Raw genomic sequence first — 25,536 nt, forward strand, 5'->3', positions numbered from 1 at the left:
CAAGGCGGGGGCCCCGCCGTCGGCCGGACCGGGCGGTGGAGCGGGCGGCCAGGGGGCCCAGAACCCGCCCGCGGGCGGTTCCGGGGGAGCGGGCGGCGGCTCCGGTGGTTCCGGGGGTTCCGGAAGCTCGGGCGGCTCCGGGGGATCCGGCGGTGCGGGCGGATCCGGAGGCGGCCAGCACCCGCCCAGCCCGAACCCCGATCCGCCGACTCCGCAGCCCCCTGTGACGGAACCCACGCCGAGTCAGTCGCCTCCGCAGCCGGATCCCAGCACCCAGCCGCCTCCGCCCCAGCCGTAGGCCTGAGCCCGGGGTCGCGGAAGCCCGGGCGGTCCGCGCCGCCCCGGGCCCTGCCATCGTCGCAGGTCAGAGGGGTGTGGTGGAGGCGACTTGCCAGACCCGGGGGAGGGTGCGTATGGTTATAGATCGTTTGATCCCATTGCCCGGCGCCGAATCCGAAGAGCGCCGTGTGGCGCGTACTCTCCCTAGCCGTGGCTGACCGCATTGAGGCGGTCGATTTGCGATTCACGGAGTTTGGGCGCGTGCCGAGACTCCGGAAGGTTTCGCATTTCGCATGTCCATTTCCAGTTCTGACCGTGCCGTCATGCCCGAGAACGACTCGAACGAGATCGTCGACGCCGTCGACGCTGTCGAGACCCTTGTGGTCGACGAGGCCATCGAGGCGCTTGAGGCCGAAGTGACGACCGACGAGTCCCTTGAGGGCTCCGCCGATTCCACCGACTTCGATGACGACGCGGCCGCCGACGCCGACGCTGACGCCGAGCCCACGATCACCTTCACGGACCTCGGTCTGCCGGACGGCATCGTGCGCAAGCTCGCACAGAACGGCGTCACCGCGCCCTTCCCGATCCAGGCCGCGACCATCCCGGACGCCCTGGCCGGCAAGGACATCCTCGGCCGTGGCCGTACCGGCTCCGGCAAGACCCTCTCCTTCGGTCTGCCGACCCTGGCCTCGCTGGCCGGCGGCCACACCGAGAAGAAGAAGCCCCGCGCCATCATCCTGACGCCGACGCGTGAGCTCGCGATGCAGGTCGCGGACGCTCTCCAGCCTTACGGCGACGTGCTCGGCCTGAAGATGAAGGTCGTCTGCGGCGGTACCTCCATGAGCAACCAGATCTTCGCTCTGGAGCGCGGTGTCGACGTCCTCGTCGCCACCCCGGGCCGTCTGCGCGACATCATCAACCGCGGCGCCTGCTCCCTGGCGAACGTCCAGGTCGCGGTCCTCGACGAGGCCGACCAGATGGCCGACCTGGGCTTCCTGCCCGAGGTCACCGAGCTGCTCGACCAGATCCCCGGCGGCGGCCAGCGCATGCTCTTCTCCGCCACCATGGAGAACGAGATCGGCACCCTGGTCAAGCGCTACCTGACCAACCCCGTCACGCACGAGGTCGACAGCGCGCAGGGCAACGTCACGACCATGACGCACCACGTGCTCGTCGTGAAGCCGAAGGACAAGGCGCCGGTCACGGCCGCCATCGCCGCCCGCAAGGGCCGCACCATCATCTTCGTCCGCACCCAGCTGGGCGCCGACCGCATCGCCGAGCAGCTCGCCGAGTCCGGCGTGAAGGCCGACGCGCTGCACGGCGGCATGACGCAGGGTGCCCGCACCCGCGTCCTCGCGGACTTCAAGGAGGGCTACGTCAACGCGCTCGTCGCCACCGACGTCGCCGCCCGCGGCATCCACGTCGACGGCATCGACCTGGTCCTGAACGTGGACCCGGCCGGCGACCACAAGGACTACCTGCACCGCTCGGGCCGTACCGCCCGCGCCGGCAAGTCCGGTGTCGTCGTGTCGCTGGCGCTTCCGCACCAGCGCCGCCAGATCTTCCGCCTGATGGAGGACGCGGGCGTGGACGCCACGCGCCACATCGTCCAGGGCGTCGGCGCCTTCGACCCGGAGGTCGCCGAGATCACCGGTGCCCGTTCGCTGACCGAGGTCCAGGCCGACTCCGCGAACAACGCCGCGAAGCAGGCCGAGCGCGAGGTGGCCGAGCTCACCAAGCAGCTGGAGCGCCTGACCCGCCGGGCCGCCGAGCTGCGCGAGGAGGCCGACCGCCTGGTCGCCCGTTCCGCGCGTGAGCGGGGCGAGGACCCGGAGGCCGCGGTCGCCGAGGTGGCCGAGGCCGCCGAGGCCGAGGTCGCGGCTGCCGCCGCGGCCGCTGCCGCCGAGATCGCCGCACAGGAGCGCCGCGAGGAGCAGCGCGCCAGCCGCGACGACCGGGGCAACTTCGAGCGTCGCGACAACCGAGGCGACACGCGGGGCGGTGACCGCGGTGGTGACCGCGGTGGCTTCCGTCGCGATGACCGCGGCGGCGACCGCGGTGGCGACCGTGGCGGGCGCGGCGGCTTCAACCGCGATGACCGTGGCGGCGACCGCGGTGGCTTCCGCCCGGGTGGCGGCGACCGTCCTTCCGGTGGCTTCCGTTCCGGTGGCGACCGTCCGACCGGTGGTGGCTTCCGCTCCGGTGGCGACCGTCCGTCCGGTGGTTTCCGTCGCGACGACCGCCCCTCGGGTGGCTTCAACCGCGATGACCGTGGTGGCGACCGTGGTGGCTTCCGCTCGGGTGGCGACCGGCCGACCGGTGGCGGCTTCCGCTCCGGTGGCGACCGGCCGACCGGTGGTTTCCGTTCTGGTGGCGACCGCCCGACCGGTGGTTTCCGTCGCGACGACCGCCCCTCGGGTGGCTTCAACCGTGACGACCGTGGTGGCGACCGTGGTGGCTTCCGCTCCGGTGGCGACCGTCCGGCGACCGGCAACGGCACGTACAACCGTGACGACCGCACCTCGGGCAGCGGCTTCCGCTCCGGTGGCGGCGACCGTCCGTTCAACCGCGACCGTCGTGATGACCGTCCGTCCGGTGGCTTCCGCTCCGGCGGTGCCGGCGACCGCCCGTACGGCCGCCGCGACGACCACCGCCCGTCCGGTTCCGGTTCCGGTTCCACCGGCTCCTTCGGCGGCCGCCGCGACGACAAGCCGCGCTGGAAGCGCAACGGCTGAGCCTCGGCTGAACTGAGTGCCTGACAGGGCCCGTACGACACCCGCGTGTCGTACGGGCCCTGCCCACTTCCCGGGCCCGAAGGACGATGACGGGGCCGTTGAGCCGATATCGGATCGGCCCACCGGCGCTGTCCGGCTATGCTCTGGGGTGAGCACGTGGAGGGCCATTAGCTCAATTGGCAGAGCAGCGGACTTTTAATCCGTTGGTTGTCGGTTCGAGTCCGACATGGCCTACCGCTCGCGGGTAGCGGGTTGACCCCCACTGACCTGCAACTGAGCGCCCGTCCTGGCTTTGGCCGGGAGGGGCGCTCAGTCGTTTCCGGGCGCCCTCTGCTGGACTTCGCTCGTGACCCGCTTCGCCCGGCCCCCAGCTCGTCGGCTGAGCGGATCCTCTGGTTGCGCCGGGACTGGAGGTCTTCCAGCCGGGACAGGTCCAGCGAGTAACCGTGACGAGCGAGCCGACGAACTGCTTCAGCACCCATTTCAATCAGGGAGCGGGCTTCATGCATGAGGAAGATCCTCCGCCCAACGGACAGGCTCGGCACGCATCCTCAACGAGCTGTACCGACTTCACGCTCGTCTTGTGCGTTGGCACGAGCTGGTGGAAGTTCCAGAACTGAACAGGGAGCTGGACGCCATGAAGAGAGTCGCTCCGTAGCCGACTTGAGGGAGTGCTGTGACCTGCTGCCGACCGCCACGAGCACTGATTTCCAAGAGCAGCAGCCTCGTGTCGCCGTTCTCCCGATCGGATCCTTCGAGCAGCACGGCCGCTACCGTCACGGATCGGCGATCGCCTGCATCATCGGCCGGGAGATCGCTAGCGCCTACTCCGTGCCCCTGCTCCCGCCGATCACCATGTCGTGCAGTCACGAGCACGCTTCATTCCCAGGCACCGTCAGCATCAGCGCCGAGACTCTGTTCGCCGTGGTCGACGACATCCGGGCCTCCCTCGCACGATCCGGCATCACCAAGCTGGTGATCGTGAACGGGCACGGGGGGTACTACGTCCTGTCGAACATCGCGCAGGAGGGCAACGTCGATGGCCCCCTTGTGTCCCTCTTCCCGCTCGCATCGGACTGGGACCGAGCACACTATTGGCCGTCAGCCTCACCCTCTGAACGGTGTTACCGAAGGCTGGGGTTGCGGAGACTGAGCCCGGTCGATCGCGGTCCCCCCCCCGCGGTGGTACTCCAGGCAGACGGATCAGATCGGGTCTGGCAGCGCCCGCCGCGTGGGCTCGTGTACCCCTTCAGGCGGATTGCAGCGCTCTGACCTGCGGGGATGAGGGTCTGAAGGGAGGTGGGGGAGGTAATTGGCGGATGCCGCCCCCCGGATGGCGTAGAGTTGGGTTTACCGACGCGGGGTGGAGCAGCTCGGTAGCTCGCTGGGCTCATAACCCAGAGGTCGTAGGTTCAAATCCTGCCCCCGCTACTCAATACGAAGGCCCGGTTCCCTCAGGGAGCCGGGCCTTCGTCATGTCCGGGCCCACGCCCTCGGGACCCGGCTGCCACTCCGCGCTTCCTCCCCGATCGCCGCCGGCCGACCTGCTCGCAAGTCCCGCGCCGACGATTCAGCCCGCAGACGCCGCCGCGTCTTGGCCGCCCTGCGGGGACCCCCGTGGGTCCCGGCCAGGGCGGACAGTCGGCAGGGAGCGCGACACCGGCGGGTATGGGGGCCACGGCAACCCCCGGAGGGGGAGGAACGGTTGCTCAGAAGTTGCTGGGCGGCAGCGGAAGAGGCAGCCCGGGCAGGCCGTCGATGCTCTGTGCGATGTGGTCCTTCTTGGCGAAGTACGCGCTCAGCGAGGCGTCGTCCTCACGCGAGAAGCGCTTGCCGTGCAGGTCGCGATCTTCGTCGTACGACATGAAGGGCACCCCGTATCCGCAGGAGTCACGGATGAGTTCGGCCGTCACCACGATGATCGCGCGCAGTCCGTGCAGGGCCGGGTCGATGTCGGGGAAGTGCGCGAGCAGTTCCTCGAAGCGCGGGTCGTCACGGAAGACGGGCTCGCCCCGGCCGTGCACCCGAACGATGTTGGGCGGCCCCTGGAAGGCGCACCACATCACCGTGATGCGGCCGTTCTCCCGCAGGTGCGCGATGGTTTCGGCCGTGCTGCCGGCGAAGTCGAGATAGGCGATCCGCTCCTCGTCGAGCACCGCGAAGGAGCCCTTGAGGCCTTTGGGGGAGAGGTTGACCGTGCCGTCGCCGACCAGTGGGGCGGTCGCGGTGAAGAAGATCGGCTGCTGCTCTATGAAAGTGCGCAGCCGGCCGTCGATGCGTGCGTAAGTCTTTCCCATGCCTAAGTATTATGCAGCGAAACTCTTCGCCTGTCTAACGAATCGTCCGGCCCCAGCCGCGGACCTCGGCGTCCTCGTCCTCCCGCCGGGCTTGCCGGGCGAGGCCGGGATGTGGCTGAAGAGCAAGGGGTGGCGCATGATTTTTGTCCATGTTGCGCCGTGTTTCTTGTGGAAAGTACAGGCCAAAGCCCGTCAGCGAGTGGCGGATTGGTCGGAACGATCAATCGCAACAGCTTGGAATCATTCCCCCATGTCTATTACCTTTCGATAACGCAGTCCGGTTGTCCCAGCCGTCGCAAGAGATGGCACCGCACGCGTGCGCGTCAATGAGGAGTGTGCCCAGGTGGCCTCCAACTTGCCTGCCCCTGAAGGCACTGAGATCCAGGAACCGCCCATCGCGGCGACCTGGGGCGAGTGGAATCCCACCGAGGATTCGGTCCGGGCGGTCCGCGGGAAGCACCGGGTCGCCAAGCAGCGCGGGGGGCTTGCGCGCAGTTCCACCGTGCTCGGCGTCGGTGTGATCGCCGCGGTCGGCGCCAGTGGCATCGCCACCGCGCAGGACCGGCCCCAAGTCACCATTTCCATACCTTCGTTGAGCGAACTGCCCGGCCTGCTCGGCGGTGACACCTCCGGGGGTGGCGCTGCTTCCGGGGACGAGGCCTCCGGGGGCGCGGCCGTCGGCGGCCAGCAGGCGGCCGGCGCCGGTGAGGCGGCGAGGACCGGGATCATCCCGCAGCAGACCGACCGGAGGGCCGACGCCGGCGAGATGCTGCGCAACCGGATCCTCCAGCAGGCCGAGTCGCAGCAGGACGCCGCCACGGCTCAGGCCCGGGCGGAGGAGGAGCGGATCGCGGGGGAAGCCGCGGCCCAGGAGGCCAAGGAGAAGCGGGAGGCTGCCCGCAAGGCGGCCGAGGAAGCCGCGGCCGCCACGGCGGAGGCCGAGGCGAAGGCCGCACAAGAGGCGAAGGCGGCACAGGAGGCGAAGGCGGCTCAGGAGGCGGCCGAGGCCAAGGCCGAGCAGGCGCGCCTCGCCCCACTGGCCGGGAGCTACTCGCTGCCCACCTCCGCCTACACCCTCACCTCCCACTACGGCGTCTCCGGTTCCATGTGGTCCTCCGGCCGCCACACCGGCCTCGACTTCGCGGCCCCGACCGGCACCCCCGTCAAAGCCGTGGCCGCAGGGAAGATCACCTCGGCCGGCTGGTCCGGTGCGTACGGCTACCGGATCGTGCTGGAGCTCGCCGACGGCACGGAGATCTGGTACTGCCACCTGTCCTCGATGTCGGTGACCTCCGGCTCGGTCGGGGCGGGCGACACCATCGGCCGCGTCGGCGCCACCGGCAACGTCACCGGCCCCCACCTGCACCTGGAAGTACGCAAGGGCGGCTCGACGGTCGACCCCCAGGCGTGGCTGAACTCCAAGGGCCTCAACGTCTGAGGTACGCAAGGACCGGAACGAGCCGCCGCCTGGCCGCCGGTACACCGGCAACAGGTGCGGGCAGTGCGGTTGTCGCGGCAGGGGCGGGCGCCGCCTCCGGTGCGGCTGATGCGGCTGATGCGGCTGATGGGGCCGGCACCGGTGCGGCCGGGGTGTCGACGGCTCGGCCGGGCCCCGGGGGCAAGGGGTCGAACCAGGGCGGAAGCAGTTCCTCCATGACCGCCGCCCGGGCCAGCGCGGGCCCGGCCGTCGCCCGGCGCAGCCAGAGCCGACGCAGTAACTCCCGTTCCCGCCCCACGAAGTCGGGCTCCCGAGCCGGGCCGTCCCGCCGCGCCCGGTGGCGCAGCAGGGCCAGGGCCGCCGCATCCGCCGCGTACTGGGAGACCGCCCGCCCCGCCGCCCGGCCGCCGCTGCGCCGGGCCAGGGCGCGGGCCAGTGACCGCGCCGGCAGCGATGCCAGGGCCGGTACCTCGGCCGGGGTGAGCCAGCCCACGGCCGCGTACTCCGCCAACTCGGCGGATACGGCCCGCAGCATGCGCCGCCGTATCCGCACCGCCAGCCACAGCAGCAGCCCGAACGCCGGGACCATCACGCAGCCGTAGACCGCGTAGAACCCGTACTCCCCCCACCGCGAGGAGCCGTTCCACAGCGCGTGCATGCCCATGGCGAGGGCCAGGCCGAGCAGCGGCAGCCCGATCCGGCGCGAACGGCGATGACTGCGCGCGGCCGCTCCCAGGGCGAGGCCGGTGAACACCGTGAACAGCGGGTGCGCGAACGGCGACAGCACTATCCGTACGAAGAAGGTCGCCGCCGTCACCGAGTCCAGGACCCCGGTGCCTTCGGCCAGGTCCTCGTCGAAGGCATTGCCCAGATAGAGGATGTTCTCGGTGAAGGCGAAACCCGTGGCGGTGAAGCCGGCCGCGACGAAACCGTCGGCCGGGCCACTGAAGTGGCGTTCTCGGAAGACGAACACCAGCAGCAGGGCAGCCGCCTTGGCGCTCTCCTCCACCACCGGGGCGACCGCCACCGAACCGAGCTGGTCGGCCTTGGAGGCGTCGGCGGTGGCCGTGGCTATCCAGTCGGTGGCGAAGTTGTTGGCCAGTATGGCGATCAGCGCGGCCGTGCAGGCACCCCAGCCGAAGCAGAACAGCAACTGCGGCCAGGGCGCGGGCGCGGCCCGGCCCAGGCACCGGAAGGCCGCCATGAGGGCCGGCACCGGCAGCAGGGCCAGACCGAGGCCCACGAAGAAGCCGGGGGTGCCGGTCTGCTCCCGTACCAGTTCGAGGATGGACAGCCCGGAAGCGGTCAGGAGGGAGAGCAGGGCGACGAGCACGCCCGTGCGGACCGTGCCCGACGGGCGTGCGAGCACGAGAGGAAGCGCTCGGAACACATCATGACCCTACAGAGTGGGTCTGACACAGGCAGTGACGTTGTCAGTTCTGGATGCGCCGGAAGAGCAAGTCGTGTACGCGGTGGCCCTTGTCGAGACCCTGGCCCTCGAAGCGGGTCAGCGGCCGGAAGTCCGGGCGGGGCGAATAACCGCCGTCGGGCTGCGTGTTCTCGAAGTCCGGGTGCGCGCTCAGCACTTCGAGCATCTGCTCGGCGTACGGCTCCCAGTCGGTCGCGCAGTGCAGTACGGCGCCGGGGGCCAGGCGGGTCGCGGCCAGCGTCAGGAACTCGGGCTGGATCAGCCGCCGCTTGTGGTGCCGGGCCTTGGGCCAGGGGTCCGGGAAGTACACGCGGATCCCGGCCAGGGAGTCGGGCGCCAGCATCTCGCGCAGCAGGATGATCGCGTCGCCGTTCGCCACGCGGATGTTGCTGAGGCCGCCGCGTTCCGCGAGGGCGAGGAGATTGCCCTGCCCGGGGGTGTGCACGTCGGCCGCGAGGATCCCGGTGCCGGGGTCGGCGGCCGCCATCTGGGCGGTGGCCTCGCCCATGCCGAAGCCGATCTCCAGGACGACGGGAAGGCCGTCGAAGAGCTCCTTGAGGTCGATGACCCGCAGACCGTCGATGTCCAGGCCCCAGGTGCTCCAGAGGCGCTTGAGGGCCTCGCCCTGGCCGGTGGTCACCCGGCTGCGCCGGGGCTGGAAGCTCCGGATCCGCCGCTCATGGTGCGACCCGGCCGGATCGGGCGCGGGCCCGTCGGGGAACCGGGGCTCGGTCCGCCACTTGGGCGGCACGTACGAATTCGCCTCCGGCGCGGCGTCCGGGAGGCTGGGCGGCTGGGGGTTTCGGGACTCAGACACAATGCGCCAATTCTACGCGGCGGTGCCCAGGGGCCGACCGCTCGCCGGTGAGCGGCCCGGGTGCCCGGGGGGGCAGGACGTACCGGGGGGGGCAGGGCGTACGCGGGGTGCCCCGGCGCCCCGATACGCCCGCCGGCCCGGGGCCCCGGCCGCCCTGGGTGGATCGCCGAAGCAGCCGGATACGGTCCAGCGGATCGCCGCCGACCGGTTCGCACAGGCCAGAAGGGCCGCGGCGCCCGGCACGCGCGCTGCCTGCGCTGCCACCCTGCGCCGCCAGTACCGCAGTACCGCAGTACCGCAGTACCGCCCGTACGAGCTGCGCGGGCCGACGCGGAGCCACGGTGCGGGCAGGTCTACGCCGAGCGCAGGCTCCGCAGGGCGCGGCCCGCGATCTCGCGTCCGATCGGGAGCGAGGCGGTCGCCGCCGGCGAGGGGGCGTTGAGCACGTGGACCGTGCGCGGGGCCTCCCGGATCAGGAAGTCGTCCACCAGGGTCCCGTCCCGCAGCACCGCCTGGGCCCGCACCCCGGCCGCGGCCGGGCGCAGGTCCGCCGCCTCGACGGCCGGCAGGAGGCGCCGTACGGCCCGGGTGAAGGCCTGCTTCGACAGGGAGCGGTGGATCTCGCCCGCCCCGTACCGCCAGTGCCGCGCGGCCATCCGCCAGGTGCCCGGCCAGGTCAGCTCGTCGGCGAGGTCGCGGGGCCCGACGGTCCCGCGGCGGTACCCCTCGCGGGCCAGCGCCGGCACCGCGTTCGGCCCGACGTGGACGCCGCCGCCGATGCCCCGGGTCAGGTGCACGCCCAGGAAGGGGAACGCCGGGTCGGGCACCGGGTACACCAGCCCGCGCACCAGCTCCGGCCGCGCCAGGTCGTAGTACTCCCCACGGAAGGGAACAATCCGCATCCCCGGGTCGTCTCCCGCCAGCCGCGCGATCCGGTCACAGTGCAGCCCCGCGCAGTTCACCAGCACCCGCGCCCTCACCACCGCGCCCGAGGTGGTGCGCACCGCCACCCCCGACGCGCGCCGCGCGATCAGGTCGACCGCGCCGCCGTAGACGATCTCCGCCCCCGACGACTCCGCCAGCTGGGCCGCCACCTGCCCGTAGTCGACGATCCCGGTGGTCCCCACGTGGATCGCCGCCAGGCCGCGCACCTCCGGCTCGTACTCCGTGATCTGGGCCGGGCCCAGCTCCCGCACCGGAATGCCGTTCTCCCGGCCCCGCTGTACGAGCGCGTGCAGGCGCGGCAGCTCCTCCCGCTCCGTGGCGACGATCAGCTTGCCCGTCACCTCGTGCGCGATCCCGTGTTCGGCGCAGAACTTGACCATCTCGGCCGCGCCGCGCACGGCGAAGCGCGCCTTCAGCGATCCCGGGCGGTAGTAGATGCCGCTGTGGATCACCCCGCTGTTGCGTCCCGTCTGGTGCCGGGCCGGGCCGGCCTCCTTCTCCAAGACGATCACCCGGGTGCCGGGGGCGAGGCCGGACAGGGCGTGCGCCGTCGACAGGCCGACGATCCCGCCGCCGATCACCAGCACATCGCAGTCCACCCGTGTCACCTGTGCCACCCGTGTTACCCGCACCGCTCGCCCCACCCGCACCGCTCGGCCCACGCCGCTCAGCCTGCCTCTACCGCCGCCGCCCAAGCCGACACCTCCCACTCCTGCATACTGCACCCCGCCACCGACACAGCCGCCGGGCGGGGCGTACGGGCCCGCCCCTCGACCGAGCCTCGGCGGCCAGCGCCCCGCCCCCGGCGGCCCGCGCCCGGCCCGCTCCCCAGCGGCCGGCGCCCGCCCCGCCTACGCGGGCGCCACCAGCAGCGGCCGCGCCCGCTCGCGCAGCTCCGCGACGCGCGGCTCGTCCCCGTACGGCTCCAGCCGGTGCAGCAGGTCCCGTACGTACTCGGTCGTCCGCGCCGACGAGATCCGGCCCGCCACCTCCACCGCCCGGGTGCCCGCCGCGCACGCCGCGTCGAGATTGCCCGACTCCAGTTCGGCGACGGCGCTCACCACCAGCCGCAGCCCGTGCGAGCGCACGTACTCCTCGGTGGGGCGGGAGAGGGCCTGCTCGGTGAAGCGCCGGACCTGGCGGGGCAGTTTCAGGTCCCGGTAGCACTCCGCCGCATCCGCCGCGAAACGGTCGTACGAGTAGAAACCGAGCCACGTGGGATCCGGGTCCCCCTCGCGCGCCCGCTCCAGCCACCCTTCGGCCGCCCGCAGCGCCGCCCCCGCGGCCACCGAATCGCCGGCCTTCGCGTGCGCCCGCGCCTCGATCAGCCGGAAGAAGCTCATGGTGCGGGCGGTGGCCAGGCCCCGGTTCCGCTCCACGGCCGCCTGGGCGAGGTCCACCCCCTCGTCCGGGAAGTCCCGGTAGGTCGCCTGGAGGGACATCGACGCCAGCACATAACCGCCGAGCGGTACGTCGGCGGCCGCGCGGGCCAGGCGCAGCGCCTGGATGTAGTAGCGCTGGGCCGCCTCCTGCTGGCCGGTGTCGAAGGCCATCCACCCGGCCAGCCGGGTCAGCTCGGCCGTCGCGCCGAACAGCGCGCGGCCCACCTCGTCGGTGTACGAGCCGAGCAGCAGCGGCGCCGCGTCCACCCGAAGGCACTCCGGCACCATCGACGAACGCCAGTCCCCGCCCCCGTACTTGGAGTCCCAGCGGCGGGCGTCCTCGGCGGCCTCGCGCAGCTTGGTCACATCGCTGTGGCCCACGCGCTGCGGTGCGGGATCGGACGGCGGCGGTGACAGCGGCGGCAGCGGCGACGCCACGGGACCCCGCTCGGCTCCCTGCTGCGCGGGTACGGCGGTGGCCGGCGGCATCACCGGGCCGCCGGCCACCGCGGGGGCGGCGCCGGATAACGCGGACGCCCCCCGCGCGGCCGGAGAGGCCAATGCGCCGGGGGTGCGCGGCGCCGGGGCCGCGGTGCTTGAGGCCGCGGAACCCGAGGCCGCCGTACTGCTGGAGGTCGCGGGGCCCGAGGTCGCCGGGCCTGAACTCGCCGGGCCTGAACTCGCGGGGTCCGAGGTGGCGGCGCCCGACGGCACCGGCTCGCGCGCCACCGAGCCGTCCGCGGGAGATATCAGCCAGCGCGAAGCGGGTGTCGCATAGGCCGACACGGCGAAAGACCCCGCCAGCGACTGCCAGATCCCGCCCCCGCCGCGACGGCCCGCGAGGTCGAGCCGGTAGAGATCGGTGGCCGACCGCACCGCCGCCCCCACATCGCGCGGGAAGGCCAGACCCACTTCGGGCGCCGGGTCCGCGTCCGCCAGCCCGATCTCGTGCAGCGGCACGGGCCGCCCCAGTTTCGCGCCGATGGCGGCGGCGATCAGGTGCGGGGCGGCGCCCTGCGGCACCATCCCCTTCGACACCCACCGGGCCACCGACGTCTTGTCGTACCGAAGCGTCAGGCCGCGCTGCGCGCCGAGGTCGTTGACCCGCCGGGCCAGCCCGGCGTTGCTGATGCCCGCGAGGGCGAGGACGGCGCCGAGCTTCTCATTGGGCTCGCGGAGCTCCCTGGACATGCGCCACCCCTCGTCACACGCGGAACGCAGACGCCGCCGGGGCATAGGCGCCCGGCATTTCGTAAACCCAGCGTAGTTCCCCGCCTCCCAAGCGTTAAGGGTCAGACTTCCGTATGGCGGGATTGTTGTCCGTTTGCGCAGCCGTGGCCCTACCCGTACCCGGGGCGCACGAGTCAGCGCGTGCTCCGTCCGTGTGGCCGTGCGCCCACTCGTGCGCTCTGGCCGGTAGGAGGGCCCGGCGATTCGATGTGCGGTGCGTGGGTCGGCCCGCTGCGCGGATCGAGTGGGCCGGGGGATGCCGCTGCCTCAATCCCCGCGGGTGGCGGAACGGTCCGGGGGGCGGTCTCCGCCTCCCGTACCGCGCACGCACGCTGGGCCCCAGGGGCTCACATCGACTGTCAGTACGACTGAAGAATGGCCGAAACCGGCCTATGGTGCAGTGGGAACGGAACGCCAAATACCGCATTCGCGGGGCGTGTTCGTTTGCATGTGCGCCCCCTTTAACCACGCTCGCACGCCTGTCCCGTGGCAGCATGGACCCGAGCCACCCGGGGTCCCGCCGACCGCGCCCTCAGCGCCGACCGTGCTGCCCGTGCCCCGGTCATGTGCCCACAGGCTGGGGAGGCGGCGGTGCGCTGGTTGGTGGGTTGGAGCAGTATCGCCGCGAGCTTCGGCACGGCCGGCCGCGTCTCCGGCCGGAGCTCCGGCCGCGGCCCGGGCCCCGGCCCCGATCAGAGCTCCGGCCAGAGCTCCCGCCAGGCCGGATACGGCAGGTACGACGGACACGACGGGCACGGCAGGTACGACGCGCACGACGGGTACGGCCCCCGCAGCGCTCCCCCCGGCCACGGCTACGGCGACGCGGGCGGACCCCTGCGCGGCGGCATCGCGGACGCCGCCCACCCCGACGACCCCGGCGACGACGCCGAACGCACCGTCCAGCCCGTCGGCGCCCAACTCCTCTGGGGAGACCCGGACCCCCTGTGGGCCGTCGGCGACTGGCGCCCCGACGAGATCCGCACCGTCGTCGCCGACCCCGCCGATCCCTTCACCCGGCTCGCAGTCCTCGGCTGCTGCGGCGCGACCGACGCCGAACTGCGCCGCGCCCTCTTCGCCGCTCGCGGCGGCGCCCTGCGCCACCTCACCCAGTGGTCCGGCAGCTATACCGCCGTCGTCCAGGCCGGCCGCCGGATCACCGTCCTCGGCGACCTCGCCGGCGCGCGGCCCGTCTTCTACACGCCCTGGGCCAGCGGGACGGCGTACGCCACCGCCGCCCTCCCCCTCGCCGACCTCATCGAGGCGCAGCTCGACGTCGGCCACCTCGCGGCCCTGCTGGCCTGCCCCGACAGCCCGGAGGCACTGGGCGACGGCACACCGTACGCGGGCGTGCGGCGCATCCCGCCCGGGCACGCGCTCATCCTGCGCGAGGGCTCCCGGGAGATCACCGGCTACGAGTCCGTGGCCTCGCTCGCGGTCGCCTCGCCCGAGACCGATGCCGAGCGCGCGGTGGAGGGCGTGCGGGAGGCCTTGGTGGAAGCGGTGCGCGCCCGGCTCACGGCCCCCCGGCATGCTCCCGACGCACTGCCCTACGATCCCGGCCCGGTGCCCGGAATGGGACCCGCCGACCGGCGTGCGGCCCGCGGCGCCCCGGCCCCCGGGGTGGGCGCCGACCTCTCCGGCGGCAGCGCCTCCGCAACCCTGGCCCTGCTCGCGGCCGGCCTGCCCGGGGCGCCCGGCACCGTCATGAGCCAGGCCGGGGAGCGGCTCCTGGCCGTCACCTTCAACGACCTCGCCACCCCGCAGGGCCGCGAAGCCGAACTCGAACGCGCCCGCGTCATCGCCGCCGACCCGCGGCTGCGCCACGTCGTCGTGGCCGCCGCCGAGGAAGCCCTCCCGTACGCCGAACTCGACGGCCCCCTCACCGACGAACCCGGCCCGTCACTCGTCTTCGCCGCCCGCGAACGCCGCCGGCTGGCCGCCGGTTCGGCGGACCACTTCACGGGACACGGCGCCCGCCAGGTCCTCGACGCCCACCCGGCCCGCATGGCCGACCTCCTGATGGACCGCCGCCGACGCCACCTGCTGCGCCCGGTGGCCGCCCTGGCCCGCTCCGCCTCCGCGGAGGGCCAGTCCCTGCTGGTCCCGCTCACCGTCTACGCCGCGGCCCGCCGCCTCGCCCGTACGACCTACCGCGCGGGCATGGAAGCGGCCGCCGCCCGGCTGCGCGATGGGCAGGTGGCCGAGCGGGTGTCCGGGCCGGTGGACGCCTCCCTGGCCGCCCTGACCTGGTCCCGCCCCGGCCCGGCCGCCGGGTGGCTGACGGGCGAAGCCCTGGCGGAAGTATCGATCCGTCTCACGGCCGCCGCGGGACGCCCGCCGCTGTCGCTGCGCCCCGGGGAGGCCCGCGCCCGGTCCGTGCTCGCCCGCCACGCCGCCGACCACCGGGTCTTCGAACAGGCCGTGGAGGTCCGCAGCCAGCGCCTGCACGCCCCGTTCCTGGACAACCAGGTCGTACGCGCCGCCCGCGCCCTCCCCGAATCCCTGCGCGTCCAGCCCGGGGCCCGCGCGGCGATCCTGCGCAGCGTCCTGTCCTCGGCCGGCGTACGGGAACTCCCGCCCGGCTGGGGCGCCACGGCCCACACCCCGAACGAGACGGCGACCCGCCTGGGGCTGCGGGCCGCCCTGAACGACCTCCTGTCGCTGTTCACCGCACCGCTCCTCGCGGACGCCGGCCTGATCGAAGCCGGGGTCGTCAGGCAGGCCCTGCTCGACGCGGCGGACGGCCGCCCGGTCCCGCTCGACGGGCTGGCGGAACTCGTCTCCATGGAACTGTGGCTCCGCCGCCTCCTCGCCCGCCGCGGCACCTGCTGGACGGGCACCACCTCCGCGCGGCGGCGCGCGGTCCCCTCACCACCCCAGGAACCCCTGGCCCGCCTGACCCCCGGCATCCCCAGCCTCCGCCCGGCCCGGCACTAGCGCTCGCGCCGCGTGACCGCCCCATACCCCCCACCCGGCCGCCCGCCGTGCCCGAACCCCGGCCCAACACGCGCAGACGGACATCGCCCACCAACCTCCCGCTCCGGCGCCACAAAGCGACCGGGTCTCCCCGAAGAGGTTGGACGGGCCTTGTGACCGGCAGCCCGGCGAACCTGGCATCTGCGCCGGTAACCGGCGGGGCTGTCTGGGCGGCTGGCCCCTGTGGACCAGCGGCCACGTGCCGCAGGGCGGCCGGGCGGCCGGGCGCGGGCGCGAAGCGGTACGACGCGCTCTCGGGCTGGCGGGCCGGTGCTGAAAGGGACCGGGCGTCTGCACGGGAACGACGGCCTTCGGGGCGCCAGCCCCGTGCGGAGGGGCCGTCCGCGAGCGGTATGACCACTCAGGCCAGCGGCCACGCTGCTTGGCGCTGGGCGCCGGGGCGGTCCGACGGGCTCTTGGAGCGGCAGGCAGGTGTTGAGAGGTGCCCCCGCGCGGCCCAAGCGGTACGACGCGCCCTCGGGCCGGCGGGCCGGTGCTGAAAGGGACGGGGCGTCTGCACGGGAACGACGGCTTTCGGGGTGCCGGCCCCGTGTCGAGATGGGCATCGAGAACGACCGGCCGTCAGGCCAGCAGTCACGTGCTGCAGCGCGCCGCGGAGGGGGCCGGAGCTCCCACTCCCTCTCGGGCGCGGCCCAAGCGGTAGGAGGCGCCCGCGGGCGGCGAGCCCGTGCTGAACGGCATCGTCCCGGCCCCCGCGCCCGCCCGGCGGCCCCCCGGCCCGGCTACCGGCAGCTGATCACCGCGTCGGCCCAACTCGCCAGCGCCGGGAGGCGCCCCGGCCCGTCCCGCTCCACCACCAGCCGCACCGTCTCCCGTCCGGCCAGGGAGACGTTCACCCCCGCCGCCGCATCCTCGTAGCCGAGCGCCGCCGACCGCCACAGCCGCTGCCCGTCGGCGTACACGGAGAACCGCAGCTTGCCGTCCGTGAACACCGACAGGCCGTCCACCCCGGCCCGCGCCGAGAAGGTCGTGCACTGCCGGTTGAGGGCGATCTCCACCGCCGAACGCGAGTTCACGGTGATCCCCTGCCCGAACCGCTGGCCGCCGAGCAGCAGCCCCCACCGCTGCCACACCCAGCTGCTGCGCCAGGTCTGCAACTCCGGCCCGCCGTGATCCCCGTAGGCCGAGTGAGCGAGCCCGACCAGTTGGAACCCCTGCTGCGGAGCCGGCTTCGGCGAGGGCTTCGACCGGGACGGCGTCGGGGACGGGGAGGCCTTCTGCCGACTGGACTTCGGGGAGGGCGCCTGCCTCGCGGGCGCGAGCGCGGCGGGTGTCGAGGGCGACGGAGCCACGGTCCGTGCCGCAGGTACGGAAGCCCGCGCGGGCGGCGGCTCCACCGCGGGCGGGCTCGGCTCCGGCGCGGGCGGGCTCGGTACGACCGGAGCCGCCACGCTGGGCGCGGGCATCGCCTGGGCCTGCGGAGCGGGATCGTCCCCCACCAGCGCGAACACGATCCCCGCGGCCGCGGCCACCGCGAGACCGGCGGCGATAGACGCCTTGGCGGGCAGTCCGAGCCCTTCGGAAGCCACGGCGCTCCCGGCCCCGCCCGCGGCGCCCGACCCGGCCCCACCGGCCACCCCACTCACGGTCCCGGCCCCGGCCGAACCGGCTCCCGCCGTCGACCCACCGGCGGCCGCAGCGGCCGCACCCGCTCCGCCCGCGGCGACGGCGCCACCGGCCACCACTCCGGCCGCCTTGGCCGCGTACCCGGCGGCGAACCACCCGATGACCGCGACCGGAAGCAGCGCGGGAATGCCCGCGTTGACGTCCTTGAGCTCTCCGGCCGCCACCCGGCACTTCGCGCATTCCTCCAGGTGCTTGCGCAGCCCCCGCTGCGCCCGCATCCTCAGCCCGCCGCGCGCATAGGCACCCAGCCGGTCCGCGTACCGCGCGCAGTCGCCGCCCCCACTCAGCGCCGAACTCACATGGGCCTGCAGATAAGCCTGCTTGAGTCCCTCGCGGGCCCGACTGGCCAGAACCGCCGTGGCGTTGGCGGTCAGCCCGAACAACGGCGCGATCGCGCTCGGTGACGCCTCCTCTACGGTGGTGTGCCACAGCACGGCCTGCCACCGCTCGGGCAGGCTGCGGAAGGCCTGCATGGCCAGCGACTGCTCCGCCTCGTGCATCGCCCGGACGTCCGCGCCCAGTTCGAGCGTGTCGTCCCCCGACAGCCCGGTCAGAGCGGGGCCGCTCTCGGCTCCCGCCGCCTGCTCCGCGAACACCGCGAAGTCCTCGACGAGGTGCTCGCGTCTGGCGGTCTTCGCCCAGGCCGCAGCGACCCTGCGCACGGTGGTCAGGAGATAGGCCCGCACCGACTGGTCCGGCCCGGCCCCGCCCCGTACCGCCTGCAGTGTCCGCGCGAACACCTCGGCGGTCAGGTCATCGGCCGTGTGCGCGTCCCGGCAGCAGGTCCGCGCATAGCGCCGTACGGCATCGGCGTGACGACGGAACAGCTCCTCGTACGCCCGGTCGTCACCACCACGCATCCGGGCGACCAAGTCCCCGTCGGACGGCGGCAGTGCACTCCACGAGTTGCTGGAGCCACTGTGACGGCCAAAGACCCCGGAACCGCCCTGGGCCGAGGAATCGGCATGCCGTCCGACCGGTTCGCGCTGAGCCGGGACCTGCCTGGCGGGCCCGCTTCCGGCCTCGACTTCACTACCGGCGCCACCGAGTGGTTCATCCCGCCCGTCAACGCTCATCGCGGCAGCCCCCGCACGACCCGCACGACCCGCACGACACACTCAACCGGTACACCGATCAAGCGTGTCACACGGCGGACTCCGGCCGGCCTGGTCTCCGCACCATCCACTCGTCCGGGCACACTTCAGCGATTCACCGTACCGACGGCAACCCGCCCCGGAACACCGGCCACCCGATCTCGCTCCGCGCGGTCCGAGCCGGCAGCCGCCAACTCGCAGCCGCCGACCCCTAACCGAACCCGACCGCCACTCACACCGTCCGGGAGCGCAGCCCTTCCAGCAGGATGTCGAGCAGTCGTGTGGAAGCGGCCGCCTGCTGCGCCGGGTCCGGCAGGGCCGGCGCCGCCGTCGCTATCACCAGCAGTACATCGGCCACCGTGACATCGGCACGCAGTTCACCCGCCTCCCGGGCGCGGTCCACCAGCCGGCCGACCACCTCCAGCAGCGCGTCGGCGCCCGTCTCCTCCGACGGCTCTTCCTCGGCCGCCGTCCGCGCGCCGCCCACCACCCGCAGCTCGGGAGCGCCACCGGCCCCACCGGCCTGCCGCTGCTGCGGCACCCGCGCCGCCTCCGGCTCCTCGACGCCGTCCTCGCCCGCGCCGCCGACCCGCAGCACCTGCGGCGGCAGCAGCCGCCCGGCACCGGAGGCCACGGAGGTACGCAGGAAACGCGAGAGCGCCTGCCACGGCTCCTCCTCCTGGCCCAGCGCGGTTCTGGCCTGCTCGGTCAGCCGTGCTGTCTCCTCATCGGCTATCCGCCGGACCAGGACGTCCTTGCTGGGAAAGCGCCGGTACACGGTGCCGACACCGACCCGCGCGCGTCGTGCCACGTCCTCCATCGGCGCCCCGTACCCGAGCTCGCCGAATACCTCGCGCGCCGCCCGCAGGACGTGTTCGAGGTTGCGCTGCGCGTCGACGCGCAGCGGTGTGGAACGGCCCACTCCGTGCGTGGTGCCGGCACCGCCGCCCGCGATGACGCGCGCGCCGCTCTCGACCGAGAGAGTGCTGGTCGCAGAGCCATGGAAATCGGAAATGTTCATATGTTTCCCCCGGTAATCATTTGTCTCCCCCCGGAGACAGTCCCCGCCTTCGTGTCGAGGGAGCCACGGTCAGCGGCCCGGTCCTAGTCCTCGACGAGATACGAACATAGTTGAGCCAGAGTCAATTCAGAAGAGGCAGCCCCCCACCGACCACCGCCCGATCGGAGCATTCACCCCCACTTTTCCCTTCCGCACCCCCGGAGGCGCCCCTTCCGCACCCTTTGACCTGCGAAACTCTGCCCCCACCAGAGCCTCCCGACCTGCCCGTCCCGGCCCCACCTCCGGTCACACAATTTGCCGGGCCTGTGGACAAACTCCCAGCCACGTTGCGTCATGGGATGGTGAAGGCTGCTAACTCCCGGGGCACGGCCCCCGGTACCCCGTCCCGGACGCGCATCCTCGTCGTCGGAGGCGGCTACGTCGGCATGTACACGGCCCTGCGGCTCCAGCAGAAGCTGAGAGCCGGCGAAGCCGAGGTCACGGTGGTCACTCCCGAGCCCTACATGACGTACCAGCCCTTCCTACCGGAAGCAGCCGCAGGCTCGATCTCCCCACGCCACGTCGTGGTCCCGCTGCGCCGTGTCCTCGACAAGTGCCGCATCGTCATCGGCGAGGCCCAGCGCATCGACCACGCCAAGCGGACCGCGAGCGTCACCACCCTCGCCACCGCCGAGGAAGGCACCGGCGCCACCGAGATCGCCTACGACGAACTCGTCCTCGCGCCCGGATCCATCTCCCGCACCCTCCCCATCCCGGGACTCGCCGACTACGGCATCGGCTTCAAGACCGTGGAGGAGGCCATCGGTCTGCGCAACCACGTCATCGAACAGATGGACATCGCCTCCTCCACCCGCGACCCGGCCATCCGCGACGCCGCCCTCACCTTCGTCTTCGTCGGCGGCGGATACGCGGGCGTCGAAGCCCTCGGTGAACTGGAGGACATGGCCCGCTACGCCGCCCGGTACTACCACAACGTCAAACCCGAGGACATGAAGTGGGTCCTGGTCGAGGCGAGCGACCGGATCCTCCCCGAGGTCGGCCCCGAGATGGGCGTCTACACGGTCCGCGAGCTGCGCCGCCGCAACATCGACCTACGCCTGGAAACCCGTCTCGAATCCTGCGAGAACCGCGTGGCCGTCCTCAGCGACGGCGCCCGCTTCCCCACCCGCACCGTCGTCTGGACCGCCGGGGTCAAACCGCACCCCATCCTGGCCGCCTCCGACCTCCCCAAGAACGAGCGCGGCCGCCTGGCCTGCACGGCCTTCCTCACCGTCGAGGGGGTCGAACACGCCTGGGCCGCCGGTGACGCCGCAGCCGTCCCGGACATCACCGCCGCCCCCACCCCCGAAGGCCCCCGCGAATGCGCGCCCAACGCGCAGCACGCGGTCCGCCAGGCCAAGGCGCTCGCCGACAACCTCATTGCGTCCCTGCGCGACGAGGTCCTGACCGAGTACGCCCACAAGTACGCCGGCTCCGTCGCCTCCCTCGGCCTCCACAAGGGCGTCGCGCACGTCTACGGCCGCAAGCTCAAGGGCTATCCGGCCTGGTTCATGCACCGCGCCTACCACCTCAGCCGGGTCCCCACCTTCAACCGCAAGATGCGCGTCCTGGCGGAATGGACCCTCGCCGGTCTTTTCAAGCGGGAGATCGTATCCCTAGGCTCTCTCGAACATCCCAGGGCAGAATTCGAACTGGCCGCCGCCGGCGGCCCCGAGAAGCCGCCGCCGAACCCTGCCGCCAACCCCCCGCAGGACAGCCCGGGCTGACGTTGTCAGTGCGGTCGGCCACACTGGACGTGTGACCATAGGTGCGCTCACACCTGCACAGAGTGACATCGTCCAGTGACCGACCACCAGCGACACAGCGACCACTTGCGACACCACGAGGCTTGAACGCAGTGAACTTCACGCGCTGGAGCGCCCGGTTTCCCGGAACGCAGCGCCGCGCCGCCGCCCGGACCGAACACGCCGCCGCCCAGGCCAAGCGGGGTGAGGGCTCCGTCCCGGCCGCCCGCGGCGGCCGCGCCGACCCCGGAACCGGCCGCTCCGCGCCCGCCGCGGACGGCAGCCCCGCCGACCCCACGGTCTCCGGCACGGGTACGGGCACCGGCTCCGGCACGGGCAACGGCTCGGGCAAGGGCTCGGGCACCGGCATGAGCCCGAGCCCGACCCCGAGTTCCGGCAACGCCCCGGCCACCGCCTCCCGTACGGGCGCCCCCGCCGCCGTGCCCTCTCTCGACGAGCTCTCCGTACGGGAGGTCCTCGGCCGGCTCCCCTCCCTGGTCGCCCTCGTGCACGGCCCCGACCACCGCGTCGCCTACGTCAACAACGCCTACACCTCCGGCTTCGGTGCCCGCGCCACCGGCGCCCCGGCCCATGAGGCCCTTCCGGAACTGGGCGAGCTGGGCCTGCTGCCGCTCCTCGACCAGGTGCAGCGCAGCGGCAAGTCCCGGACCGCCAAGAACCGCACCGCGCCCGGCGGCTCCCACTCGTACACCGTCACCTGCACCCCGGTCGACTTCCCCAAGACCTGCCGCGACGGCGACGGAGACGCGTACGGAGATGGTGACGGCGAGCGCAAGAGCGACGCCGACGCCGCCCCGCCGCACACCGGCGTCCTGATCCACCTCGCCGACGTCACCGACCACGCCGAGGCCGTCGAGCGGCTGCGCGCCAGCGAGCGCCGCCAGCGCGAAGCGGCCGTCACCCTCCAGCGCTCCCTCCTCCCGCAGGAGCTGGAACAGCCCGACGACCTTCGCGTCGCCGCCACCTACCAGCCCGGCGGGACGGAGGCGGCAGTAGGCGGCGACTGGTACGACGTCATCACCCTCGGCGCCGGCCGCACGGCCCTCGTCATCGGCGACGTGATGGGCCGCGGAGTCCGCGCCGCCGCGGTCATGGGCCAGCTGCGTACGGCAGTCCGCGCCTACGCCCGCCTCGACCTGCCGCCCCACGAGGTGCTCCAGCTCCTCGACGGGCTCGCCGCCGAGATCGACGCCAGCCAGATCGCCACCTGCGTGTACGCCGTCCACGACCCCAACGAGGGCCTGCTCGCCTACGCCTCCGCCGGCCATCTGCCCATCCTCGTCCGTGACGAGGACGGCACCGTACGCCGCGCCGCCGACCCCACCGGCCCGCCGCTGGGCACCGGCGGCTGGCTGCACACCTCGGGCAGCATCGCCCTGGGCCCCGGCTCGACCGCCGTCCTCTACACCGACGGCCTGGTCGAACGCCGCGGCGAGGACATCGACGAAGGCGTCGCCGCCCTCGAACGCGCCCTCTCCGGCGCCCAGGGCACCCCCGCGGTCATCTGCGACCGGCTGATGCGGGCGCTCGGCGTGGACGCCGACCACGACGACGACGTCGCCGTGATGGTCCTCCAGCAGCCCGCCCGCACCGGCGCGGATGCCGAGCTCTTCCACAACGCCGCCCTCGAACTGCTGGGCGGCATCGAAGCGGCCCCGCGCGCCCGCGCCTTCGCCCAGGGCGTCCTCGCCTCCTGGCGCTTCCCGGTCGAGCTGTGCGACCTCGGCGTCCTGGCCGCGAGCGAACTCGTCGCGAACTCCCTCCAGCACGGCACCCCGCCCATGCGCCTGCGCCTGCGCCGCACCGACCGCCGCCTGATCGTCGAGGTGACCGACGGGGACGACCACCTCCCGCGCCGCCGCCGCGCCGAACCGGCCGACGAGACGGGCCGCGGCATCTCGATCGTGGCGACGATCGCCTCCTCCTGGGGTACGCGCCGCACGCCGGGCGGCGGCAAGGCCGTCTGGTGCGAGTTCGCCCTGCCGGACAAGTAGCGCGAACGCGAAGGGCCCCGATCCACCGGATCGGGGCCCTCACCTGCCCTGTGCGTACGTACGTGCGCGGCTACGCGGCTTCGTGCCTACGCGGCTACGGGCTCCGCGACCTTGGCGGCGGCGACCGGAGACTGCGCCACGACCACGCTGCCCAGCGAGGGACTGTCCTGCGCCGGGCTCAGCTGCGCGCCCAGCCGCAGCGCGAGCCAGGCGATCCCGAGCGAAACGACCACGAAGACGCCGATGTAGAGCATCGGAACCCCGGCGCCCAGGGGCACCCCGAGCGGCCCCAGCGCCAGCGCCATCTGCTTGACCAGCGCGAAGGCCGAGTTGTACTGGCCCACCGAGCCCTCCGGCGCCAGGTCGGCCACCAGCGGCGCGAGGGTCGGCGACAGCATGGCCTCGCCGATGCCGAAGAGCGCGTACGTCGTGACGAAGGCGGCTGCGGCCATCATCGCGCTGCCGTGCCCCAGGCCCGAGAAACCGGCGATGACCCATGCCACGGCCCAGATCAGGCCGACCAGCGCGATCACCCGGGACCTGCGCCGCTTCTCCACCAGCCTCAGTACGACGAACTGCGCGACGACGATCGCGCCGGTGTTGGCGGCGAGCGCGAAGCCCAGCGTGGACGGCGAGATACCGGCGGCCTCGGTGCCGAAGGCGGCGAGACCGGATTCGAACTGCCCGTAGCAGGCGAAGAAGAGGACGAAGCCGAGCACGCACAGCTGAACCATGGCCTTGTGCCGGAGCAGCCGCTTCCAGGCGCCGCCCCCCGTCTGGGACGGGTCCTTGGGCCTCGCGTCCTTGATGTTCCCCACGTGCGGCATCCGCACGCTGGCGATGATTCCCGCCAGCACGAGGAACATCACGGCTTCGATGCCGAACAGCAGGGTGAAGCTGGCGGGCCGGCTCTCGTCGACGATCTGGCCGCCGATGAGACCGCCGATGCCCAGGCCGAGGTTCTGCATGAAGAACTGCAGGGCGAAGGCGCGGGTCCGGGTGGACGGCGTCGAACACCACACGATCATCGTGGCGAGGGCGGGCTGCATCACGGCCTGCCCGGCGCCCAGCGCCAGGGCGGAGAGCAGGATGGGGACGAGGCCGGTGGAGAGCCCGAGGGAGAGCGCGCCCACCGACGCCGCGACGGCTGCGCCGATGACGACGGGTACCGGACCCCGGCGGTCGATGACCCGTCCGGTGAGGGGCAACGCGACCAGGGCGCCCAGCGCGAACGCCACGAACGCGCTCGTGGCGGCCATGGATCCGAGAGCGCGCACCTGCGCCACGTAGATGTAGAGGAACGGAACCGTGAAACCGATGCCGAACGCGGTCAGCGCGTTCCCTGCCTGGATCCGCCGCATCGCAGCGCCCATCACCTTGGTCACTTCTCACCTGCCTTTGAGAGCTGAAGACTGAAGACTTCACACCTAAACTTCGATCCTTAACAATACACATCGAAGGAGTTAGACGCCAACGAGCTCGTGCCATACTTCGACCCATGGGTGACACCCCCGACGGCACTGCGCCCGTCCACGAACCGAGCCTCGATGAGCAGATCGCCATCTATCAGCGCGAGTTCCAGGACCTGGATCCCCAGGTGGAGAAGGTCGTATCGGCACTGAGTCGCCTGAACCGCCGCATGAACGTCGCGTACGGACGCCAGACGGCGGCCCTGGGCATCAGCAACGCGGAATGGGAGGTCCTCAAGGCCCTCGTCCTCGCCGGGGCCCCGTACCGGATGGGCCCGAGCGAGCTCGCGAAGCAGCTGGGCCTCACGCCGGCGGCGATGACGCACCGGATCGACCGCATGACGGCCGAGTCGCTGGTCACCCGGGAGCGTGACGAGTCCAACCGCGTCCGCGTGATCGTGGAGCTCACGGACGAGGGCCGCAGCAAGTGGCTGGACGCGATGCGCGCGGCCACGGTCTTCGAGGAGGACCTCCTCCAGGACCTCTCGACCGAGGAGCGCGGGCTGCTGGGCGACATGCTCACGCGGCTGCTGGACCGGGTGGAGGGCCTCCAGTCACCGAGCTGACCACCGGAGTTGACACGACCTCCGGGGATCCGTAAGGTTCTTCGAGTTGTCCCAGGGCCGGATGGTTTTGGCGACAACGAATCCCGCCACCTCGTTGCGGCACCCAACTCAGCACGATCTCCCCCTGGGAACGAATTCGGCATGCTCGAATTCATTTCCGAGGAGCCGATTACGAATCGGCGGGTAAATCAGCTAGAGTTCGGGAGTCGGAAGGGCCGAACGGCCCGGAAGACAAACCCCGCTGACTGGGGGTCAGGCCCGAAAGGATCTGATAGAGTCGGAAACGCAGAACAGCAAGAATGAAGAACGAAGCTCGGAGGAAAGCCGCAGCCGATGTGCTGAGGTGAGTACAAAGGAAGCGTCCGTTCCTTGAGAACTCAACAGCGTGCCAAAAATCAACGCCAGAAGT

The 25,536-nt window shown here is 72.6% G+C and carries 15 protein-coding genes and 2 tRNA genes; 9 read left to right on the forward strand and 8 right to left on the reverse strand.

The window, feature by feature from the left end:
* Positions 1-602 precede the first annotated feature (602 nt).
* From ACWDX7_RS16775 to ACWDX7_RS16790, 4 genes are all read left to right on the forward strand, one after another.
* Positions 603-3,017 carry a DEAD/DEAH box helicase gene (locus tag ACWDX7_RS16775; protein WP_451488670.1) on the forward strand — a complete coding sequence of 805 codons (2,415 nt, stop codon included), beginning with the start codon at positions 603-605 and terminating at the stop codon, positions 3,015-3,017.
* Positions 3,018-3,178: 161 nt separating this feature from the next.
* Positions 3,179-3,251, forward strand: a tRNA-Lys gene (locus ACWDX7_RS16780).
* Between the two features lie 273 nt (positions 3,252-3,524).
* Positions 3,525-4,289 (forward strand): creatininase family protein, encoded by a 765-nt coding sequence (locus ACWDX7_RS16785; RefSeq protein ID WP_451488669.1) that lies wholly within the window; start codon positions 3,525-3,527, stop codon positions 4,287-4,289.
* Between the two features lie 85 nt (positions 4,290-4,374).
* Positions 4,375-4,448 (forward strand) — tRNA-Met (locus ACWDX7_RS16790).
* A 278-nt stretch (positions 4,449-4,726) separates the two neighbouring features.
* Here the strand turns inward: ACWDX7_RS16790 and ACWDX7_RS16795 are convergent.
* Complete coding sequence (locus ACWDX7_RS16795; RefSeq protein WP_451488668.1) at positions 4,727-5,314, reverse strand: pyridoxamine 5'-phosphate oxidase family protein; 588 nt, start codon at positions 5,312-5,314, stop codon at positions 4,727-4,729.
* 343 nt (positions 5,315-5,657) lie between these two features.
* On the opposite strand from ACWDX7_RS16795, the gene ACWDX7_RS16800 reads away from it, so the two are divergent.
* The gene (locus tag ACWDX7_RS16800) at positions 5,658-6,752 is read left to right on the forward strand and encodes a M23 family metallopeptidase (protein ID WP_451488667.1); all 1,095 of its coding nucleotides are present in this window, start codon (positions 5,658-5,660) and stop codon (positions 6,750-6,752) included.
* On the opposite strand, the gene ACWDX7_RS16805 is transcribed toward ACWDX7_RS16800, so the two are convergent.
* From ACWDX7_RS16805 to ACWDX7_RS16820, 4 genes are all read right to left on the reverse strand, one after another.
* Positions 6,742-8,121 carry a PrsW family intramembrane metalloprotease gene (locus ACWDX7_RS16805; RefSeq protein ID WP_451488893.1) on the reverse strand — a complete coding sequence of 460 codons (1,380 nt, stop codon included), beginning with the start codon at positions 8,119-8,121 and terminating at the stop codon, positions 6,742-6,744. The genes ACWDX7_RS16800 and ACWDX7_RS16805 overlap by 11 nt on opposite strands.
* Before the next feature lie 64 nt (positions 8,122-8,185).
* Entirely contained in the window at positions 8,186-8,998 is an 813-nt protein-coding gene (gene trmB / locus ACWDX7_RS16810; protein ID WP_451488666.1) for a tRNA (guanosine(46)-N7)-methyltransferase TrmB, read from the reverse strand.
* A gap of 353 nt (positions 8,999-9,351) precedes the next feature.
* Entirely contained in the window at positions 9,352-10,560 is a 1,209-nt protein-coding gene (gene lhgO / locus ACWDX7_RS16815; RefSeq protein WP_451488665.1) for an L-2-hydroxyglutarate oxidase, read from the reverse strand.
* A 234-nt stretch (positions 10,561-10,794) separates the two neighbouring features.
* Positions 10,795-12,516: a sporulation protein gene (locus ACWDX7_RS16820; RefSeq protein WP_451488664.1), complete on the reverse strand. Its 1,722-nt coding sequence runs from the start codon at positions 12,514-12,516 to the stop codon at positions 10,795-10,797.
* Positions 12,517-13,146: 630 nt separating this feature from the next.
* Here ACWDX7_RS16820 and ACWDX7_RS16825 point away from each other — a divergent pair.
* Positions 13,147-15,492: an asparagine synthase-related protein gene (locus ACWDX7_RS16825; RefSeq protein WP_451488663.1), complete on the forward strand. Its 2,346-nt coding sequence runs from the start codon at positions 13,147-13,149 to the stop codon at positions 15,490-15,492.
* A gap of 782 nt (positions 15,493-16,274) precedes the next feature.
* Here ACWDX7_RS16825 and ACWDX7_RS16830 read toward each other — a convergent pair.
* Together ACWDX7_RS16830 and ACWDX7_RS16835 are read right to left on the reverse strand one after the other, a co-directional pair.
* Positions 16,275-18,254, reverse strand: coding sequence for a sigma-70 family RNA polymerase sigma factor (locus ACWDX7_RS16830; protein WP_451488662.1), 1,980 nt, complete (start codon positions 18,252-18,254; stop codon positions 16,275-16,277).
* 250 nt (positions 18,255-18,504) lie between these two features.
* Complete coding sequence (locus ACWDX7_RS16835) at positions 18,505-19,293, reverse strand: TetR/AcrR family transcriptional regulator (RefSeq protein WP_451488661.1); 789 nt, start codon at positions 19,291-19,293, stop codon at positions 18,505-18,507.
* A 338-nt stretch (positions 19,294-19,631) separates the two neighbouring features.
* Between ACWDX7_RS16835 and ACWDX7_RS16840 the strand changes: the two genes are divergently transcribed.
* A complete protein-coding gene (locus ACWDX7_RS16840) occupies positions 19,632-21,059 on the forward strand; it encodes an NAD(P)/FAD-dependent oxidoreductase (protein WP_451488660.1) in 1,428 nt (475 codons plus the stop codon).
* Between the two features lie 131 nt (positions 21,060-21,190).
* Positions 21,191-23,092, forward strand: a complete 1,902-nt coding sequence (locus ACWDX7_RS16845; protein WP_451488892.1) for an ATP-binding SpoIIE family protein phosphatase — start codon at positions 21,191-21,193, stop codon at positions 23,090-23,092.
* 86 nt (positions 23,093-23,178) lie between these two features.
* On the opposite strand, the gene ACWDX7_RS16850 is transcribed toward ACWDX7_RS16845, so the two are convergent.
* Positions 23,179-24,465: an MFS transporter gene (locus tag ACWDX7_RS16850; RefSeq protein ID WP_451488891.1), complete on the reverse strand. Its 1,287-nt coding sequence runs from the start codon at positions 24,463-24,465 to the stop codon at positions 23,179-23,181.
* A gap of 125 nt (positions 24,466-24,590) precedes the next feature.
* On the opposite strand from ACWDX7_RS16850, the gene ACWDX7_RS16855 reads away from it, so the two are divergent.
* Positions 24,591-25,127, forward strand: coding sequence for a MarR family winged helix-turn-helix transcriptional regulator (locus tag ACWDX7_RS16855; protein ID WP_451488659.1), 537 nt, complete (start codon positions 24,591-24,593; stop codon positions 25,125-25,127).
* Positions 25,128-25,536: the final 409 nt, after the last annotated feature.

This window comes from Streptomyces sp. NPDC003034 (genome assembly GCF_053591375.1).